The sequence below is a fragment of the Corynebacterium sp. HMSC30G07 genome, assembly GCF_001806945.1.
Taxonomy (GTDB): Bacteria; Actinomycetota; Actinomycetes; order Mycobacteriales; family Mycobacteriaceae; genus Corynebacterium; species Corynebacterium riegelii.
This window is the reverse complement of record NZ_KV786447.1, coordinates 31252-51048: the sequence shown is the minus strand read 5'-3', so window position 1 is coordinate 51048 and position 19797 is coordinate 31252. Positions and strand designations below refer to the sequence as shown.

Annotated in this window: 16 protein-coding genes; 11 read left to right on the top strand and 5 right to left on the bottom strand. The window is 59.9% G+C overall.

Translation table 11 applies throughout. The features are described from left to right. From HMPREF3104_RS01400 to HMPREF3104_RS01360, 8 genes are all read left to right on the top strand, one after another. The coding region (locus HMPREF3104_RS01400; protein ID WP_141738080.1) for a YPDG domain-containing protein at positions 1 to 2240 on the top strand (2240 nt) is incomplete at its 5' end. A gap of 9 nt (positions 2241 to 2249) precedes the next feature. Continuing rightward, a complete protein-coding gene (locus HMPREF3104_RS01395) occupies positions 2250 to 4616 on the top strand; it encodes a hypothetical protein (protein ID WP_070493598.1) in 2367 nt (788 codons plus the stop codon). Positions 4617 to 4758: 142 nt separating this feature from the next. Then, positions 4759 to 6099 (top strand): AAA family ATPase, encoded by a 1341-nt coding sequence (locus tag HMPREF3104_RS01390; protein ID WP_070493595.1) that lies wholly within the window; start codon positions 4759 to 4761, stop codon positions 6097 to 6099. Between the two features lie 418 nt (positions 6100 to 6517). Further along, positions 6518 to 6814 carry an antitoxin gene (locus tag HMPREF3104_RS01380; RefSeq protein WP_070493589.1) on the top strand — a complete coding sequence of 99 codons (297 nt, stop codon included), beginning with the start codon at positions 6518 to 6520 and terminating at the stop codon, positions 6812 to 6814. Between the two features lie 12 nt (positions 6815 to 6826). Beyond that, complete coding sequence (locus HMPREF3104_RS01375; RefSeq protein ID WP_070493587.1) at positions 6827 to 7231, top strand: type II toxin-antitoxin system VapC family toxin; 405 nt, start codon at positions 6827 to 6829, stop codon at positions 7229 to 7231. A 233-nt stretch (positions 7232 to 7464) separates the two neighbouring features. Further along, positions 7465 to 8814 carry a phosphate acetyltransferase gene (pta, locus tag HMPREF3104_RS01370; protein WP_070493584.1) on the top strand — a complete coding sequence of 450 codons (1350 nt, stop codon included), beginning with the start codon at positions 7465 to 7467 and terminating at the stop codon, positions 8812 to 8814. Continuing rightward, positions 8815 to 10020, top strand: coding sequence for an acetate kinase (locus HMPREF3104_RS01365; RefSeq protein ID WP_070493582.1), 1206 nt, complete (start codon positions 8815 to 8817; stop codon positions 10018 to 10020). Positions 10021 to 10302: 282 nt separating this feature from the next. Further along, entirely contained in the window at positions 10303 to 11211 is a 909-nt protein-coding gene (locus HMPREF3104_RS01360; RefSeq protein WP_070493579.1) for a hypothetical protein, read from the top strand. 244 nt (positions 11212 to 11455) lie between these two features. Here the strand turns inward: HMPREF3104_RS01360 and HMPREF3104_RS12670 are convergent, their stop codons facing one another. The 5 genes from HMPREF3104_RS12670 to HMPREF3104_RS01335 all read right to left on the bottom strand — a co-directional run bounded on the left by HMPREF3104_RS12670 (position 11456) and on the right by HMPREF3104_RS01335 (position 17427). Then, complete coding sequence (locus HMPREF3104_RS12670; protein ID WP_246816296.1) at positions 11456 to 11896, bottom strand: DUF3800 domain-containing protein; 441 nt, start codon at positions 11894 to 11896, stop codon at positions 11456 to 11458. Between the two features lie 91 nt (positions 11897 to 11987). Continuing rightward, positions 11988 to 12368 (bottom strand): DUF3800 domain-containing protein, encoded by a 381-nt coding sequence (locus tag HMPREF3104_RS12665; protein ID WP_070493573.1) that lies wholly within the window; start codon positions 12366 to 12368, stop codon positions 11988 to 11990. Between the two features lie 378 nt (positions 12369 to 12746). Next, positions 12747 to 15089, bottom strand: a complete 2343-nt coding sequence (locus tag HMPREF3104_RS01345) for a serine/threonine protein kinase (RefSeq protein WP_083278845.1) — start codon at positions 15087 to 15089, stop codon at positions 12747 to 12749. Further along, entirely contained in the window at positions 15086 to 16081 is a 996-nt protein-coding gene (locus tag HMPREF3104_RS01340) for a glutamate ABC transporter substrate-binding protein (protein ID WP_070493571.1), read from the bottom strand. Before HMPREF3104_RS01340 ends, HMPREF3104_RS01345 begins: the two co-directional genes overlap by 4 nt. Then, entirely contained in the window at positions 16078 to 17427 is a 1350-nt protein-coding gene (locus tag HMPREF3104_RS01335) for a hypothetical protein (RefSeq protein WP_141738079.1), read from the bottom strand. The genes HMPREF3104_RS01340 and HMPREF3104_RS01335 overlap by 4 nt, the downstream gene beginning before the upstream one ends. Between HMPREF3104_RS01335 and HMPREF3104_RS01330 the strand changes: the two genes are divergently transcribed. The 3 genes from HMPREF3104_RS01330 to HMPREF3104_RS01320 are packed head-to-tail and all read left to right on the top strand — an operon-like array spanning position 17426 to position 19554. Beyond that, on the top strand, positions 17426 to 17902 hold the full coding sequence (locus tag HMPREF3104_RS01330) for an NUDIX domain-containing protein (protein WP_070493565.1): 477 nt from the start codon (positions 17426 to 17428) through the stop codon (positions 17900 to 17902). The genes HMPREF3104_RS01335 and HMPREF3104_RS01330 overlap by 2 nt on opposite strands. Further along, positions 17895 to 18827 (top strand): ABC transporter ATP-binding protein, encoded by a 933-nt coding sequence (locus tag HMPREF3104_RS01325; protein WP_070493563.1) that lies wholly within the window; start codon positions 17895 to 17897, stop codon positions 18825 to 18827. The genes HMPREF3104_RS01330 and HMPREF3104_RS01325 overlap by 8 nt, the downstream gene beginning before the upstream one ends. Continuing rightward, on the top strand, positions 18820 to 19554 hold the full coding sequence (locus HMPREF3104_RS01320; RefSeq protein WP_070493560.1) for a hypothetical protein: 735 nt from the start codon (positions 18820 to 18822) through the stop codon (positions 19552 to 19554). Before HMPREF3104_RS01325 ends, HMPREF3104_RS01320 begins: the two co-directional genes overlap by 8 nt. Positions 19555 to 19797 lie beyond the last annotated feature (243 nt).

The following is a 19797-nucleotide window of genomic DNA, read 5'->3' as shown; positions in this document are numbered from 1 at the left end:
AGGGTCTTGGTCAGTTCACGCCGTTCTACAACAACTCCTTCTTGCCGCGTAGCCAGTATGCGTTCAACGGTGAGGGCAAGTGGGCTGGTGGCATGGTCTACGGTCCTGGCGACGCTTACCTGCTGGAGAATCGCCACGTTTTGTACTCGGATTACATCGTCTTTGATGTGCTCGGATACGACACCCGTGACAACCCAGCCAGACCCGGCGATGTAGTGGAGACCAAGACAAGCGGCCTGCCTACGAGGTGGGTTGATGGTTTGCAGTACCAGATCGAGTGGGTTGACCAGGAGACCGGCAAGGTAGTCAAGACCTGTGATCCGGTGGATCCGCAGCCAAACGGCACCATTCCGTCGTGCCAAGTTGATACCGGTGACCAAAGCCTGTTCCCGGAAGGTATTCAGTCCACCACGACCATTTCGGCATACCTGTACGCGGTAAACAAAGACACTGGCGAGCGTGGTCAGGCGATTGCGGCTGACGCCTTCACGGTGTTGATTGCTTGGCAGCCGCTCTATGAGGCCACCACTGCTGATCAAGCTGGTGTCACTGTGAAATCGAAGGCGCCGACGTTTGATAATGCGGATACAGAGAGCGTGGAAAAACTAACTGCTGAAGAGTTGCGCGCACATGACCCAATCAGGGAGCCGAAGAAGTTCGCGCTGACGGAGACCTTTGAGGCTCCGGAGGGCTACAGCATCAGTGTCGATCAGGCTACCGGTGAGGTCTCTGTGGCCTTCCCACTCGATGCACCCACGAACACTGACATCGAGGTGCCGGTCCAAGTCACCTATAGAGACGGCACCACGGCAACAGGTACAGCGTATTTCCGGCTGGATAAGCAACAAGATGATGAAGTAACGGTTCCTGGGGAGCAGCTTTCACAGCAAGACGAGTACGAACCCACCTACGCGGTTACTTGGGGTCGTGCAGGTCAAAACGCTACGTCTGTAAGGCCGCTGTTCACCCGTACTCTTTCTGGCCACAACTTCGAGCGCCAACCCGCGCCAGAAGGCGTGATGTTTGCGCTTGGGGAAGACGCTCCAGCTAGCGCCTCGATTGGCAGCGATGGCCGCGTCACCGTACTGCTACCGGATGACAAGGCGAAGATCGATCCGATCCCGGTGGTAGTGACCTACGCAGATCAGACGACGGACACTGCTTATGCGGAGTTCAAGTTCCGTCAGCGTCCGCAGTCTGAAACCGTCGATGTGGAGTACCAGCAGGGTGCCATGGCCGCACCGGGTGAGACGATTGACGTGAACAACCTCGCCCAGGGTGAGATGCCGGAAGGTGCGGAGTTCACGCTTGCTCCGAACCAGGACTTCAAGGGCTGGTTTATCACCGTTGATGAGGAAACGGGTGTTGTCAGCGCAACCGCACCGGAAAATGGTGGCGCAGACACCTTGAAGATCAAGGTGAAGGTGACCTACGCCGACGGTTCGGAAGATAACGTTGAAGTAGGCGTGCGCAAGAAGCCGGACCCTGCGACGTCCCAGTACCAGCCGAAGTACGAAGATGCGGTTGTAAACAAGCAAACCGCGCACGAGGCTACGCAGCTGAAGGGACTGCCGGAGGGCACGACGTTTAGCGTGGCTAATGATGGCGGTTTGGACGTCGATGTCAATAAGCGCACCGGCAAGCTGGATGTGAAGGCACGACCGGAATCAACTCCGGATGCAACCCACCAGGTAACTGTTCGCGTGCAGTACCCGGATGGCACGAGTGAGTTGGTGACGGTGGCGTTTACCGTCGATTCGCAAGCCCGCAACAACACCACCACCTGGGAAACCATGAGGGTGCCGGTAAAGGGCATTGCTGATGAGGCGAACAAGAACCCGGCGCCGCAGAACACCAAGTTTGCCATTGCGAAGGACTTTGCAAAGCCAGGCTGGGCGGTAGAGGTCAACCCGACTACCGGCAAGCTGACGGTGGCGGCAGACAAGACCGTCAACGTTGGTGAAACGGTAGAGATTCCGGTGGTGATGACGTTGCCGGATGCGTCGCAACGCATGGTGCTAGTCAAGGCAGTGGCAGCAGCCGAACAAAACACGTGTGATGCAACAAGCTCTGTGGGTTTGAGTTCCGACGCCTGCGTTGAGGGATCTTCCACCTCCGTCTTCGGCATCATCAGCATCATCCTCGGCGTGCTCGCCCTGGTTGGTGGTGGTGCAGCAGCACTGTTTATCAACCAAGACACTGTCCGTGACATCCTCCGCCAGAACGGCATCAACATCTAAGGAACAGCAATGCGAATTTTCAAACCATTCACTGCACTTGCTGCAACCGCGGCATTGATCACTGGAACGATTGTTGTGCCGGCGGTGCCGGTGGCGCACGCGGAGATCCGCGTCAACAGTGGCCTGGCAAGCGTTGAACAGGCAGACACCAATGGTGGTGCGTTCACCGGGTTTGACCTGAATACGTCGAAGAAGAACTACTTCCGGTACTCCAATCCGCTTTCTGCACCGGGTTTGTTGGAACTTGGGTTTCAGACGAGTGTTCACCTGGGTTCGTGGGAGAGGTTCAACGATGAAAACACCACGATGGAGCGCAAAGATACGAACACGGTGGTCATGACCACCGAGCACGGCGATGGGCGTCGCGTGGTGCGTACTTACGAGTTCGACGGCTCGAAGGCCACGGTGACGGTTGAAGCCTCGCGTGCCGACGGCGGGCAGGTGATTGTTGATCTGACGAACAGCTTTATCAGTGCCACGCCGAAGTACACGGTGACCAAGGATGGCACGAGCTACCACCTTGTTCCGGATAGCGCTGGCTATGAGCTAAAGCTGTCTTATGAAGGCGCTTATCAGTCCGGTTATGCCGATGAGCACCTCCAGGCCTCGGATGAGCATCCTGGTCAGTTCCGCTTCCAGCAGGGCCGCTGGAGTGGGCAGGGTTCCGTAACGGCAACGGCCACCATTGAGGTTTCCACCCAGCTAGGTGCCGCTGACCAAGACGGCGATGGTCTTCCGGATCAGTGGGAGGACGAAGGCGTAACCATTGATGGCCAGACGTTTGACTTGCCGCGCTGGGGTGCTCGGTCTGACCAGAAGGACCTGTTCCTGCAGCTGAACTGGATGGAGTCCGAGTGGGAGACCAACAAGTGCATTGACGCAGTCGACCCGATCAAGCTTGCTGAATGTGGGCGTATGGATACCACGTCGTTCCGACCGCAGCGCTCAACGCTGATCCAGCTTGAGAAGCTGTTTGCTGAGCACGGCATTGCCCTGCACATTGATGCTGGTCCTGTCTACAGCCCCGACTTCAACCTGGATGAGACGAAGGGCGGCAAGACGCTGCCGTACACGCAATTCCCGTTTGACTCCGGTAACCCGCTTCAGGATTACAAGGATGAGCTTGGAGCCCGTGAAAACATCTTCCGCCGTGGCGTTATCGGTGGCCAGATGGAAGCCGGCGATGTGAGGAATGCAAGCAGTGGTCGCGGTGTAGTAAGCGGTTCTACGTTCTACGTGGCCAAGCTGCCGCAGATGACTGAGGATGATGTGCGTAACACCATCCTTCACGAGTTCGGCCACACCCTGGGCCTGCACCATGACGGTGCGGAAACCGCAGAAAGCCGTGCAAATCCGGGCCGTAACTACATCCCTGAGTACAAGTCCACCATGAACTACCTGTACCAGTTTGATAAGAACTACGGGTTTGTGTACTCCACGGAGGCTGTTCAGAGCGGACCGCGTTCGGACGCTGAACTGAAGAACAAGTTCCCAGCCTGCAAGACTCAGCAGTGCTTCACTGGCGAGTTCAATATTCCGGAAGACTGGCCCAACCTTGTGCTGCGCAACCCGGCTCTGGGCAAGAGCGCTGGCGTGATCGGTTTGCCGGAAGAACACGACGAGCATGCTGATGAGGACCGCTCTGTGCGCGAGTTGGAAATCATCGCCGCCGAATCCAACAACGGCAAGGGTGGTTTGAGCAATGACACGGATAGCGAGAGCAACACCGTCACCGTTGGTAACCCGGATAACTCCATCCGCATGATTGTGGACAACAAGGGTCTTGACCCAGAGGTGTTCACCCTTGAGGTGTCCTGGCCGAAGGGCTCTGTGACCAAGCGCGTGGCTACGGAAGGAATCCTGCGCGAGAAGTACCAGCGTCCGGTCGACATCAACCTTGGCGCCCTTGAGGGCTACGGCAAGAACAACATGCCGATCACCTTCACGCTGCGCAACAGCAAGCAGGTGGTGCAGGAGCACTTCACCGTTGATATCCCGGTGATCCGCGCAACCAAGGAAGAGGCGAAGAAGGCGCTGGCTGCGGTGGAAAATCACGCGTCGGAACAGATCAAGAAGGACCTCAAGGCCAACCTTGAGCCGCTGGTGCAGCCGACCACCCCGCCGGCACCAACCACCACGCGTCCTGCACCGAACCCGGCACCAACTACCGCGCCGACAAGCGTATCCACGCCCACGCCAATCACCCCAACGCCAATCCCCACACGCGCAACGCAGACCCCGGTGCCTACGCCTGAGCCGCAGCCGAGCAACGGCTCCAGCGCTTCCACCGGCATCATCGTTGGCATTGTGCTGGCGATCGGTGGTGCGCTTGCCGCAGCGTTTGGCTGGTGGGCCAACACTAGCGGGATGTTCTAGCTGTCGAAGCTGAAGCTGACGCTGCCGCTCATGTTGTAGAGCCGCTACCCCTTTGTGTGGGGCGGCGGCTTTGCCGTTTTGGAGGAGGTGCGTTAGCTACTCTGTTTTTCAAATTGAGCAGTTTTGAGCGGAAGGGATAGCAATGCCCACAGCTGACGCTTCGTGGTGCCTTCGTACCCTGGAGATGGAGAACTTCCGGGTGTTTGAGCACTTGAGCCTAGAGTTGGATGACCAGCTCACACTGCTTATTGGTAAAAACGGTTCTGGTAAGACCGCGATCTTGGAAGCACTGGCTGTGGCGCTGTGGGAACCAGTGCGGGAACTTGCTGGAGACACCAAAGGCGCAAGAAATATCCGTATTGAAGACGTACGCCAACGCTACAGCAAAGCGGAACAGACAACAGGCAGACCATCTTCCGACCTGATGTTTCCAGTGTCGTTACGTGTAGACGGTATTTTTGATGGCCAGCAGATGAGCTGGCAACGCTCTAGGGGCAGTCGCTCAGGTAAGACAACTTCTGCAGCAAAACCGGTGAAAACCCACTTTCACGAGTTGGGACAAATTGCTGCCGGGAAGGTGGATTCGAAAGAAACTGTACTGCCCGTAATTGCCTTTTACGGGGTGGAGCGAATGACCGGAGAGGTTCGCCTGACGTCAAACGTGCGCTTCTCCCGTAGGAGCGCATATGACTGGGCACTCGATCCTCGTGCGGGACTGAACTATGTGTCAAGCTATTTCCGGCAATTGGACGGTGAAATCATCAGAGCTGCCAGTATGGGCGATGAGGTCCCAGCAGGGGCGATGCGCCAGTACAAAGCCATGGAAATAGCTGCTGAGAGCATGCTTGAGCCGTTGGAGTGGAAGAAGCTGCGGTGGGACCCAGTTTCCAAGCAGATGGCAATGAAACATCCCAAGCAGGGCTTCCGACCACTTAATGAGCTGCCATCAGGCGCAAAAATTGTCGTAGGCCTAGCGCTGGATATCGCCAGCAGGATGACCCGTGCGAACCCGCACTTATCCGCGGAGGAGGAGGTGTTGCGGAAAACCCCAGGCATAGTGCTTGTAGATGAGATTGACCTTCATTTGCACCCGAGTTGGAAGCGCCTCATCGTTCCTCAATTACGCGCGCTGTTTCCAGCGGTGCAGTGGGTGCTGAGTTCTCGCAGTCCGCAGGTCATCGCAACGGTAGAGGCCGAAAAGATCCGGGCTATCAGCGTGGACGGAGACGTCGCAGTACCCAGTTACGCCGAAGGCTTGCGCCCAGAAGTTGTGCTGGAACGTATTCAGGGAACTGATGCGTCACCACCGGTGCCAGTGCGGCGCGAACTCGATACATACATCAGCATGGTGTATGCCGGAGATGGTCTCACCGACGCCGCGCAAGAACTGCGAGCAGATCTGGATGCAAAGCTCGGGGGAGCGGAGTGGGAAGAGTTGCTACAAGAAGCTGATGCGATCCTTGCGTTTGAAAGCGCAGAATAAATGTTTTGCCACGCTGATGTGAAGTCTTATCCCGCAGAGCTGGACCATCTGGCCCACCAAGGGGTGCGATTTGATGACTTGCCAAAAGATACACGGAAAGAGTTGCGGAAGTATTTGCTGCAGAAGCAGGGAAATAGGTGTGCGTATTGTGAACGCAGCATAGGTCTTCATGAGAGTCGTCGAAAGGGCTACGTTGAGCTCTTGAAAGCAGCTACGAAAAAGGCACGTGTTCCGGCGAACCGCCAAAGGAAGAGCCATGATGTATGTGTCGGCGTGCCGATTTGGGGTAGTTGGTACCGCGAGTGGTCAGTCATTGTGGCCAACTACGAACAGATCATTTGGGCAAGGTCCTTGTTTGTGCAGTACAGGAGATATATTCTCGTGACTATCCAACATTGTGAATGGAGGTGAGCTTGCCATGACAGGCAGTACATACGCCGAACGACTGCACACAACGGTTTTTGAGTTAGGCGCAAGCCAGGCTGTAAAAATCCCGGCAGCACTGCGGATCGAAACAGACAACGCAACGATTGAGAAAGTGCCTGAAGGGCTTCTTCTCCGACCTTTAGGTGAAGACTTTGGCGCCGTGGTATCACGGTTGCGGGAGTATCAGGAAGCGCACGGAATAAGCGGCGGCCTCATCGAGGAGGTTGGCGATTTGCCGCTTGATCCCATTCCGGTGGTTAGCGGCCTTGATGCCACTGACCAACGTTAGAAGGAACGGGTAATGGGATATTTGCTCGATACCAACGTGTGGATCGACATAGAACGCGGAAAAGAAGACCGCCTTATCGGCAAGGCTGCGTCCGCGTCGAATGAGGACTTGCTGCTCTCAACCGTTGTGCTTGGGGAGATTGTGGCAGGAATCGAACGATCGCGGAATCCCGAACTAGCCCGTCGAACATACGACATCCTTTTTCACGGCCGGGCGACGATAGGAGTCGATGAAGGGTGCGCTGCAGTATATGGACGTATAAGAGCTCAGCTTTTGAACAAAGGTACGCCTATCGGAGCGAATGATCTGTGGATTGCAGCTCAGGCGATCAGCAACGGCCTAGTTCTCGTAACAGCGAACACAGCAGAGTTCTGTAGGGTTCCGGGATTAGAGTTGGAGAATTGGCGCGCAGGCTAATGGAAGCTGCTGGGGTGGCGAATCCTCCCTTGGGGGTTGATGAGTGAGGCAGGGTGTCGCCGTGGCATACGGAAGCGATGGAGCTTCCCAAGCTGTGTAATCACAGTGGCAGCGTTGAAACACACGTACCGCGCACATCGCGCGCTATTACGGATCCCGCGTAACCTTTCTCACCAAAATCCCCCACACGTTTCCCTGCGAAGCATGTGGTGTTGGCCGGTAGACTGGGCCGCATGACTCAACGACAGTCCTTGCTTGTTACTGTTGCCAACCGCACATTCGAAGGCCTTGACCTTGATACCCTGGCTGAACGCCTGGGCCTTACCCTCACCCAGGTGCAGGGTGAGTCGGTGGCTGCCGTTATTGCCTCCCACAACCCCGATGAGCTGCGCCTGTATCAGGGTAGCGGTGACTACAACTTTGACGCTGAGGTTGCCGCCGCGCTCGGCGTACCGGTCATCCTGGTCACCGCCGATGACTGCGCCGCAACGCTTGCCGCGGATCGCGTGGGGGAGCGGGGTGCTGCCATCGCCGCCCAGATCACCGGCGACGCGTTCGCCACCTTCACTCCCACCCAGGTGGAAACCAAGCCGGTCATGAGCCCCGCGCTGTTCGAGCACCAGCTGCTCCAGCAGGCAAAGGCCAACCGTAAGCACATCGTCCTGCCGGAGGGTGAGGATGATCGCATTTTGCAGGCCGCACACCAGCTGCTCAAGCATGGGGTTGCGGAGATCACGATTCTTGGGGATGTCGGCGAGATGCAGTCCCGCGCCACCTCCCTAGGCCTCGACCTGTCGCAGGCTCACCTGCTCAACCACGTGGAGTCTGACCTCATCGAAGAGTTTGCGGCGGACTTCGCGGAACTGCGCAAGTCCAAGGGTGTCACCCTGGAGCAGGCGCGCGAGACGGTCAAGGACGTCTCCTACTTCGGCACGATGATGGTGCACAAGGGCCTGGCAGACGGCATGGTCTCCGGCGCCGCGCACACCACGGCGCACACGATTAAGCCGTCGTTCCAGATCATCAAGACCGCCCCGGGTGCCTCAGTCGTCTCCTCGATCTTCCTGATGGTCATGCAGGGCCGCCTCTGGGCGTTTGGTGACTGCGCGGTTAACCCCAACCCCACCGCCGAGCAGATCGGCGAAATCGCGGTTGTCTCCGCCAAAACTGCAGCTCAGTTCGGTATTGACCCGAAGGTTGCCATCCTGTCCTACTCCACCGGCACCTCCGGCGCAGGCCCGGATGTGGAGCGCGCCGCAGCCGCCGTTGAGGTTGCAAGATCCGCTGATAGCACCCTGCTTATCGACGGCCCGTTGCAGTTCGACGCCGCCTGCGACCCAGGAGTAGGCGCCAAGAAGGCTCCCGATTCGCCTGTGGCAGGACACGCGAACGTGTTCATCTTCCCAGACTTGGAGGCCGGCAACGCGGGCTACAAGATCGCGCAGCGTACCGGCGGCGCCCTAGCCGTTGGCCCGGTGTTGCAGGGTCTGAACAAGCCGGTCAATGACCTCTCGCGTGGCGCGACGGTGGCAGACATTGTAAACACGGTTGCCATCACGGCAATCCAGGCAGGAGCACAGTAAATGGCATACGTACTGGTTATTAACTCGGGTTCCTCCTCGGTCAAGTTCCAGATTGTTGACCCAACTGCTTCGGCGTCGGACGCCCCGTTTGTCTCCGGCTTGGTGGAGCAGATTGGTGAGCCCCAGGGCCGCGTCACCATCAAGCACGGCGATGACAAGTGGGTTGTCCAGCGCGCAATTCCAACGCACACGGTTGGTTTGCAGGAGTCGTTCCGTCTCCTGGATTCCAAAGGCATCGGCCCCACCCAGCTCGACCTGGTTGCGTGCGGGCACCGCGTGGTCCACGGCGGCATGGTGTTTTCGGAGCCGGAGCTGATCCTGGATCCGGTGGTGGACATGATTCGCTCCCTCATCCCACTCGCACCGCTGCACAACCCGGCGAACATTGACGGCATTGAGGTCGCCCGCGAACTCCTGCCGAACATCCCGCACGTGGCGGTGTTTGACACCGGCTTCTTCCGCAACCTCCCACCAGCCGCGGCCCTCTACGCCATCAACGCGGAGGTTGCAGAAAGCAACCTGATCCGCCGCTACGGCTTCCACGGCACCTCGCACGAGTTCGTGTCTTCCCAGGTCCCGGCACTGATTGGGCGCGATCCGCACCATACCCGCCAGATCGTGCTGCACCTTGGCAACGGTGCCTCGGCCTCCGCGGTGGAAAACGGCCACCCTATTGACACTTCGATGGGCCTGACCCCGCTCGCCGGCCTGGTCATGGGCACCCGCTCCGGCGACATTGACCCGGGCGTCATCTTCCATTTGGTGCGCCAGGGCGGCATGACTATCGACGAAATCGATAACCTCCTCAACCGCCAATCCGGCGTAAAGGGCCTCTCGGGTGTCAACGACTTCCGCGAGCTGCGCCAGATGATTGAGAACGAGGACGAAAACGCCTGGCTGGCCTACAACGTGTACATCAACCAGCTGCGCCGCTACATCGGCTCCTACATGGTGGCCCTTGGGCGTGTGGACGCCATCACGTTCACCGCCGGCGTCGGCGAAAATGACAAGTTCGTCCGCAGCGACGCGTTGGACACGATGGAGAACTTCGGCGTTGAAATCGACCCGGAGCGCAACGCCCTGCCTAACGACGGCCCGCGCATCATCTCCACCGATTCCTCCCGCGTCAAGGTGCTCGTGGTGCCCACGAACGAGGAGTTGGCGATCGCCCAGAAGGCCGCCGCCGTCGCCGCCCGCTACGCCTAGCCCCTCCCAGCCCAACCCGGCTGGGCCCGCCTAGCCCCCGCCCGGCTCGGCACGCCTAGCCCCCGGCCGGCTCAGCCCGCCTAGCCCTGCCCGGCTGGCCCAACCGCTGCCCCGGCCCCTCCCGGTCGGGGGTATAGCTTTGCGCGAGGCTCACACTTTTAGTGAATAGATGCTCGGTCAGAGCGTCGAAAAGCAGAAACTCAAGCCCCTGACCGAGCATCTACTCACAAAAAGTACAAGGATCCGCTTGCGGGGTACCCCAACCTCCGCCATAGTTCGAATATGCACCCGCTTTTCCAGGAGATCCGCTGCCAGCTCATTGACACCCGCTGGCGTGCAGATGGCACCGCCGACGTCCGCGCCGCCGCCCAAACCCGCGACCTGATTCGCGTCTCCGGCAGCATCTACATGCAACGCTCATTTGCAGAAACCCTCACCATGGAAGGCCACTACCTCGCCATCGCCATGGCCACGGTCCTGAACACGCGAAAAGCGGTACTCGTGGGCAAGTCAGCGGCCCTGGTCTTAGGCCTGGCGGTGAAGAACCCCACCACGGTGGAGCTGGGTCTGCTCTCCAACAACGTGCTGCGCAAAGACGCCTGGCCGCATCGGACGGTGTACGTGCGCGACCAGATCGAAGCCGAAGACGTCCTGGATATCCACGGGGTCCGCACCGTCAACGCCGTTATGGCCCTGGCAGGCGTGATCAAGCGCGGCAGCTTCGCTGAGGGCCTCATTACTGCCGACGCCCTCCGCAACCTCCCGACAACCCAAAACCCCACAGAAACCTCCACAGCAACCCCCGCCGAAACCGGCGCCGAAACCGCCGCCGAAACCGAGATCCCGGAACGCTACAGCCGACTCACCGGCCCGTGGACCAAACGCATCGAGCCCGTTTGGCGACATTCCCGCCCAGGCCAAACCGGCCTCAAAGAAATGAGCGAAGTTCGCGCGCTCTTGATAGAGCAACGAGCAGACGTTGCCGTCAACGTCATTGACCAGGCGTACAACACCGTTCCCTTGGTGGTGAACAGACGGACGTCGCTGCGCATTCTTGAGAACGGTCCACACCGAATCAGTGTGACCTCTCCCAGCCAGTTCATGGGCTATCGGGACGTCACCGTGGGTCTCGACACCTACAGGAGAGACCCCAGCCGCGTGGTCAACTTCGCCCTCGGCCGCATCCCCTAATCCAACCCGTAAGCATGTCCGAGCTCCGTGGCGCTCTGCGCGCTCTCGATGGTGTGCGTACCCCTGTGGGGCCAGATGCATTTGCGGAGGAGGGGGGGATCCTCCCCGCTTCACTCGTCCGATTCGGTGTCTGCTACCAGGCATTCACGGTGCTGCTATGGAGAAGCCTCTTTCGACATTTCAACTTGGTATTGCCTTGTGACAGGCTACCGCAGTCTCCTAATTTGAGGAGTCAACTGGATGCTCATTTTTGTGTTCGGGCTGCTGCACGAATTCTCTCGAGTTGAACGATGTGGTCATCACGCAAACTGTATCCGCCCTGGTTGACAAACATGGGTCTGGCCCCCGGATAGATGAGTTGGGAATGGTTAAAGTCGCTTATTGACCGCTCATATAGGCGAAGCTTTGACTCGTAAGTAAAATGCCCATTCGCAGCATCGGCCGCTACGGATAGTGGGATCCACTGGTATCGCGAGTCTTTCACAAGTTGGTTATCGATCGCCCGCTTTACGAATGCGCAAACCCAATCGGCGAGTTGAATGTTAGTTGAGTTCTCGCTGTCTATGTGCATGGGTGGCTCTACGATCCTGCGCATCTCTTTGAAGTCTTGGCTTCGTCGGTATATGTGTGCGTACATTGCAGGCAAGCGCTGCTTCCTTGATTTCTCGTTAATCTGATCCATCATGACGAGGATGTTGGAGCTGTTGTAGTCTGCGTGCCGTGCAAGTCTGTTCAGGGTTTCCCGCATGGCTGTTTCTTCGCGTTGCCGGAATTCCTCAGGGCCAGTATTGACTTGTTTGTTTGGGAGTGCCTAACGGTTTTTCTTCGGCGTAGTAGAAGAGTTGGCCTCCGAGACGTGCGATTTCTCCGAAGAGACTTGCGAGTATCCGTACATTTAGTGGGCGAGCTTCGTTTACGCCAGCGAAAAGTAGGTCTGCTCCCTTCTTTTCCCATCGCCCGGGATTTGCAGCCTCTTTAATTTCTTTGGCAAAGGCCTCTTGCTTTATTTTGGCAAATTTTGCGCCTAATTCTCGAGCTGCTTCTTCTGGGATCACGAATCCGCCGTACCCGAACGCAGGGCTGTCGTTGAAGCGTTTGTGGTCAGGAGACACAAATGCTCCGGACTGTCCTATTTCGTCGATGTAGGCGAGCAGCATGAGTTTGAGTATAGGAACGCGTAAGGTCTCCTTGTTGCCAAGGAGACCTTACGGAGTTGCTGCCCGGGGTATTCTTGCTTGCGCTCAACCCTGGCCTACGACGGTGAATCTACCACTCGGAAAAGCATGCTGCAATGTCAATAGTTCGGAAGGTTTGAATTGTTTGTAGTTGCAGTGTGTCAAAGAGCGATGCTGTTTAGAGTGAATAAATCTAGCCAACCTGACCTTCAACACGTCTGTCCTCAAAAATAGTGAATAGATGCTCGGTCAGAGGGGTGGGTTTCGGATTTTCGACGCTCTGACCGAGCATCTACTCACAAAAAGTGTGACTCTCGCGGAAAGGGGTATCCCCACCCCAGAGCCAGGCAAGGCCAAAACTTAGAACCAGGTCGAGGGCCGAACTTTGTTCGCCATGTCCACCAGCGCGTAGCGGTGCTTCGCGTACGGCGCCACACGCGCCTGCTCCCGCAGCGTCATGGCAAGCCCGCGGCGAAGCCCCCGCAACGTGAAGTCATACTCAAACAACGGCTTTGCAGACGCCGCGGCAGACACACCGTTATCACGCAAAAACGTCAACGCTGCGCGCAGCACGAAGATCTTCACCTGCAAGAAACGCGGCTCCGTATTCGGGATCTCTTCAAGCCGGCGTGCCGCTGTCCGGATCCGAGACTCCGTCAGCTCACGATTTACCAGGCACAGAATTGCCGTCAGGGATGCCATCCGGTTGTGCCGCGAAGACTGTGGCACCCTATCCAACGCAGCAACCGCAAGTTCTACCTCGCCCTCGTGCATCAGCTGTCGCGCCAACCCAAAGGCGGACGACACCGTCGTCGGGTTCGCCGCCCACACCAACGCATACAAACGCATGGCGTGGAAGCGAAGCATCGCGGGGCTATCCGCCACCATCGTCCAGGTGGGATCCAGCAATCCCTCTTGGGTGAGGTTGTGGAAGAAAGACGTCGGGACGTCCGCAAGCGAACTGCTCAAACCGGCACTCGCACGCGCCAACGAGTTGTCCAACATCTCATTCGTGTTCGCTCCGGAGCGCTGCAGCAGCAGCTCATCGGTGGCGGCAAGGGCGAGCTTCGGCGCGGCCTCACCAGGCAGGATCTCCAACACAACGGAGAAGTCCTGCTGCGCTGCCACGAAATCCTCCTGCAGCAAATCCACCACGCCGGAGTACCAGTGGTAGCGCCAATTACGCCCGTAGCGCTCGTCCAACGAGGACAACCAGTTGCGCGCCTGCGCCGTTAGCCCCAGGTCCAACATGGTGCGAACCACACCGAATGGGATTTCCATGGACTCTTCGTACTGCGGGGTCCGCATCGCCTGGCGCAGCATCTCAAGCGTTTCCTGCGGCTCCGCGTAGGAGGAACCTTGCAGCATGGCAGCGCCGATATCGTGGCGGTCAATCAGCGGGGAGGGAAGTGCTGCGACTACTTCGGGTGGGGTGATTTCGACGGTGCGCGTGATGCCGTCGATAAGCTGGTCGGTGTGAAACACCAAGTGCTTGGTGCCGAAGGTGGTTCTCTGCGGGGAGAACAGCGAATGCTGGGCGGGGAACGTCACCTGGTCGCGGATCGCCAGCACCTCACGCAACACGCCAAGCAGCTGCAGCTCCATGGCGTGCGCGGAGTGGAAGCGGCGCTCCGGGTCCGGATCACACGCACGCGCAAGCACGCGGTAGAGCGAGGTGTAGCGGCGAAACAGCGGCTCATCGGTTGGCGAGGGAATGCCGTGCTCAAACACGCCATCTTGAGAGGGCAGATCAATCACCAGCGCCGCAAGGGTGCGGCCAACGGTGTAAATGTCCGACTCAATCGACGGACCATCGCTAGCCACCTCCGGCGCCTGGAAGCCGCGCGTGCCGTAGATATAGCCATACGCACCGATACCGGAGACCGCACCCAGGTCAATCAACTTCACTTGGTCCTCGGTGACAATCACGTTGTCCGGCTTCAAATCGTTGTACACCACCCCGCGGCTGTGCAGATACCCCAGCGCAGGCAGCACCTCCAGCATGTAGGCAATCGCCACATCCGGCTCCAGAGGCTGCGTGCGCCGGCTGCGTAACGACGGCCCACCCACATACTCCATCACAATAAACCCACCCGGAACGCGCGGATCATCAATGAAGTTGAAGATCTTCACAATCCCCGGGTGCGTAATATCCGCCAAGAATTCGCGCTCCGCGGCAGCGGCCGCCGCCTCGTCCGCATTCGTCGTGGAATGCAAACCCTTAAGCACCACCACACGCCCCGCCACGAAATGGTCCTGCGCCAAGTAAATCCAGCCCATGCCACCGTGGGCGATCACGCCCATGATCTCGTACTGGTTCGCCACCATGTCACCCGGTTTCAGCGCCGGGGGAGCGGCCTTCGAATCTTGCGGGTTGATCAGCGATTCCGACGGCACCGTCGGTGTGACCCACGGCAACTCCACCATGCCGTCCGCCACCACACGGCTGGCGCGCCGGGCACCACGACGCTCACGGAACGTATCCAACGCTTTGAGCCTTGAGCGCTGGCTTTCCATCTCCTTGAGCAGACCAGCCATGTCTCCAAGCGGCTCGTCGTGGAAGTCATCCTCATCATCCGCGAACGGGTCGAAGGCGACGGCCTCCGTGCCGGGGTACTCGGCCTGCTCGTCGGGATCGTCGTGGTCGTCGGCGAACGGGTCGAAGTGCACCGCCTGCGTGGGCTCGTCGTGCTGGTTATTCACTGCGCTTCATCCTCCTTCGCGTACATCTGCCGCGGCAGCCACGACTCTGCAAGTGAGGTGCGCAGCCATTGGTTGTACATGCGGGTCCAGGTGCCGTCGCTACGCAAGCGCTCAATCGTGAAATTCACCTGGCGCACCACATCATCATTGCCCAGGCCCACGCCCACGGCGTAGCGCTGCTCCGCAAGCCGCTCCGGGAAAATCTGCATCAAGGGGTCCTGGGCGACCATGCCGGCAAGCAGCGTGTCATCCCCAATCACCGCGTCCGCCTGGTACTGCTGCAACGCCATCAGGCAATCCGACCAGGAACGCGTGCGCAGCACCTCAGACTCCGGCACCTTCTCACGCACCAGGTTCAGCAGGTTCGTGCCGTCCACCGCGCACACCGTCTTGCCCGGCAGATCATCCAAACTTGCCACGTCACTGTCGCGCGGCGCGAGCATCCGTACGTACGACGTCAGATACGGCGTGGAAAACGACACTATCTCCGCACGATCAGGTGTGACCGACATCGTACGAATCACAATGTCCACATCCCCCGAACGCAACGCTTCTGCACGCGAGGCGGACTCCACAAACCGGAACTCCACATGGTCAGCGCTGCCGAAAATGTCACGCGCAATCTCACGCGCCAGATCCACCTCAAAACCGCGCATCTCGCCTGCAGATGGATCACGGTAACTCAACAAATACTGCGACTGATCCACACCAACCAGCACGCGGCCGCGCTCACGAATGCGCTGCATATTCGGCCCGTCGCGCTGCTCCTCCGTCCCGGGCGGAAGCGAACCCGGCCAGCCCCACTCCTCAGGCGTGGAGGCGTACTCGCCCTCCGGCGCAACACCCGGCGGGTCCAGGATCGCGCCGGGTGGGCGCAGCGGCTCACGCGTGGACAGCGGCGGGTCGCCCGCAGGCGGCGGCGGGGGGCTTGTGCACGCGGTTGCAACGAGCGCAACCGCTGCACAAGCCGAAATCACAAGACGGCGCTTCATCGGTAGTACTCCCCAAGCCGGGGGCGAATACCCGCCCAAATGCACGCCACCGCAAACAACGTCAACCCCGCCACCGCGGTAGACACCAGGCGTGTGGCATCCAAAGAGGCGTTGATGAACTCGCGCGTGTTCTCCCGCGAGAAGTCAATCAGCTTCTGCAGCTGCGCATCCAAATCCGCGTAGGCGGTGCTGCCGTTGACTAGGTCGATGGCGGTGGTAAATCGGCCGTCGGCAAGCAAACGCTCCAGCTCAGCGTGCTCCTGCGACCATGCGGACAGGTAGCCGCGCGCCGGATCCACCTCTGCACCCAGCGACTCCGCCGCATCCAACGCGCTGCGAATATGCGCGCCCGTCAGCGCGAAGCTTTGCGACGCCCTAGTTACCGAACGCCGCGACAACAACGCCAACGTCTCATCCGTGCGGGTCTCCTGGGCCTCAATACGCGCCCGCGCCAACTGCTGCCACGGGTCCGCCGCGCGCTGGAATCCCACCGCCCCGGACTCCCACGCCTGGTAGTTGGACGCGCTGACCCAGCCAACCGCAATCACAATCGCCGCCGTGGCCGCCACAAACCCCTTGTTCAGGCGGCGGCGGAACACACGCCACAGCGCCCACTGCGCCGCCAGCAAAAACCCAAGCGCCGCAAACAGGCCACTGAGCGGCACCCACTGCGGCGCGGACAGGCGACGCATCTCACGCGCCACCTCCTCCTGGGTGAGCCGCGAGAGCTGATCCGCCTTCAGCAACATCCCGTCGCGCATCACGGAACTCGCCTGCGTCATATATGCCACACCCACCGGGTTACCAATGCGCTGATTCACCTTCGCGCGCTCCATCAACCCCGTGTAAACGGGCAGGTCACGCTGGATATCCGTCACCTGTTTGGTAATGATTTCGCGCGTGGCCTCCGCCGCCGCGCCGCCGCCGACCGTGGTCACCGCGCCCTCATGAATATCGGCAGCCGTGGCGGCCGCGCGGTCAATACTGGCCGCGTACGTCTCCATCTGCTCCTTCGTCAGAAGGCCAGGCTGCACAAACGCGTTGGTGGAAATCGTGTCCGCCTGACTCAGGCTGTTGTACAACAGGTGCGCCGAATGCGCCATCGGCTCCGTGGAGGTAATCAGCGTGTCCAGCGCCCGCTGCCTGGCCGCAATGGACTGGCTCATGGAAAAACCGGCCGCAAGCAGCGCCAACGTGAGCACCAGCATCATCGCCACCAGCCGCCCCGGCGTAGACGCCAGCCCCGCCGGAATGCGCACAAGTTGAAAGCGCCGCCGCGTTGCGGTCTCGGCGCTATCAAGCCAGGCATCGTCGAACATTCCCCAAGAATATACAGTGGGGCTCATGCTTGGCGACGGAAACGGCTGGGTCCACCACCACAACCACAAATACTGGGGCCTTCATGGCGCCGCAGGGCTCTTCTTGCTTGCCGACGCCCACGTGCTCCTCCAACACCGCGCCCCCTGGACCGCCGACGGCGACACCTGGGGCATCCCCGGCGGCGCACGCGACTCCCACGAAACCGCTGCCGAAGCCGCTCTTCGCGAAACGGTGGAGGAGTGCGGCATCGACCCTTCCCTGGTGACGGTGGTGGACAGCGTGGTCACTTTCGAGGTGCCGGGGTGGAGCTACACCACCGTAATCGCGTCGGCGGAGTCGCGGTTGCCGTTTGCCGCGAACGAGGAGAGCGTGGAGCTGCGCTGGGTCCCGCTGGAAGATCTCGCTTCCCGGGGTGTAATGGCACTGCCGCTGCACCCCGGTTTCGCTGCCTCGCTGCCAACGGTTCTGGCACGCGTCGGGCATACTAATCCGCATGATTGAAGTACAAGGCCTGACAAAGCGCTACGGCGCAGTCACCGCCGTGGATGACCTCACCTTCAGCGTCCAACCCGGTCACGTCACCGGCTTTTTGGGCCCGAACGGTGCAGGTAAATCCACCACGATGCGCATGATTCTCGGCCTGGACAAGCCGACTGCGGGCACGGCGCTGATCGACGGCGCGCCGTATTCCGCCCTTGCAAACCCCACCCGCAAAGTGGGCGCGCTGTTGGACGCCAAGGGTGTGCACCCGAACCGCTCCGCGCGTGCGACGCTGTTGTGGCAGGCGCAGGCAGCGGGATTGCCTGCCTCACGCGTTGATGAGGTGCTCTCGCTGGTTGGCCTTTCGGAGGCTGCCGGCAAGCGCGTCGGTGGGTTCTCGCTAGGCATGAGCCAGCGCCTCGGCATCGCGGCGGCGTTGCTTGGGGATCCCGAAATTCTCATCCTCGACGAACCCGTCAACGGCCTGGACCCCGAAGGCATCCGCTGGGTCCGCGGCCTGCTGAAGTCCTTTGCCGCCGAGGGCCGCACCGTGCTCGTGTCCTCGCACCTGCTTGCAGAGATGGCGCAGACCGCGGACCACCTCATCGTCATCGGCAAGGGCAAGCTGGTCGCCGACACGTCCGTCGCCGAATTCATTCGCGGTAACTCTGCGGTGGTGACGGTGGTTCGGGTTGGCGTGGGCGTCGATAAGCAAAAGCTCCTTGGGGTACTCAATGAGTACACCGAGACTATCGACGCCGACGGGCGCCCAACCATCGAAATACCCAACATGACCAGCGACGAGGTCGGTGCGGCGGCATTTGCGGCCGGCGTGCAACTGGCCGAGCTGAGCGAGCGACGCGCCTCGCTTGAAGACGCCTACATGCAATCCACCGAAGGCCACACCCAATACGCTGCTTCTGCTCTGGAAGGTCCTCATGCTTAATCTTCTGCCTGCCGAATGGACCAAACTACGCACCACCGCCGCCTTCTGGTGGACCTCCGGACTGACCGTGCTGATCGCCGCCGGCTACGGCGCGCTGTTCGCGTGGACCGCGCGCCTGGGCACCATCCCGTACATTCCCGTCACCGTCATTGCGACGGTAGCGCTGACCAGCATCATCGTCATGATCGTGCAGCAATCCATGGTGGTGACCACCGAATACCGCTTTGGCATCCCCGCCACCAACTTCCGCATCGCGCCCAAGCGCTGGCAAGTCGCCGCGGCGAAAGCGCTGCTGGGTGCTGTGCTGGCGGCCGTGGTGTGCGCCGTGGCTTTGGCGGCGGCCCTGACGCTTGCGGACCTCACCGCACCCGTCTCCGCCAACTGGCCCACCAACCCCGCCACGCAACGCGCCATGTGGGCCGTGCCGCTGGGGATGGCGCTGGTCAGCCTGTTTGTGCAGGGCATCGGCTGGATCGTGCGCAACACCGCCGGCGCCGTAGTCATTGGCATGGCGCTGCTGTTGGTGCTGGAGTCCATCGTTGGCATGATCCCTAACATTGGCGCGGACCTGGTCAAATTCATGCCGTTTGGCAACATCATCGCGTTCATGACCAACCAGCCCACCCCCTACTGGGACTCCGTCTGGCACGGCTTCGGCGTGTTCGCCGTGTGGGCGGTTGCTGTGTGGGGCGTTGGCGTGGCGCTGACCGCGGCGCGCGACGCCTAGGGGTTGGTTTTGGCCGTTGGTTCTGACAAATGTGACGACGCGATTTTGGTGAAAACGCCCTGACCTGGGCGGTTAAAATTTCAAGGAGTGCCGAAATGTCAGATTTGTCAGGACCCCACACTGCCCACTGACAAATGTGACGACGCGATTTTGGCGATAACGCCCTGACCTGGGCGGTTAAAATTTCAAGGAGTGTCGAAATGTCAGATTTGTCAGAGACTCAGTCGGCAGCGCAGTACCGGC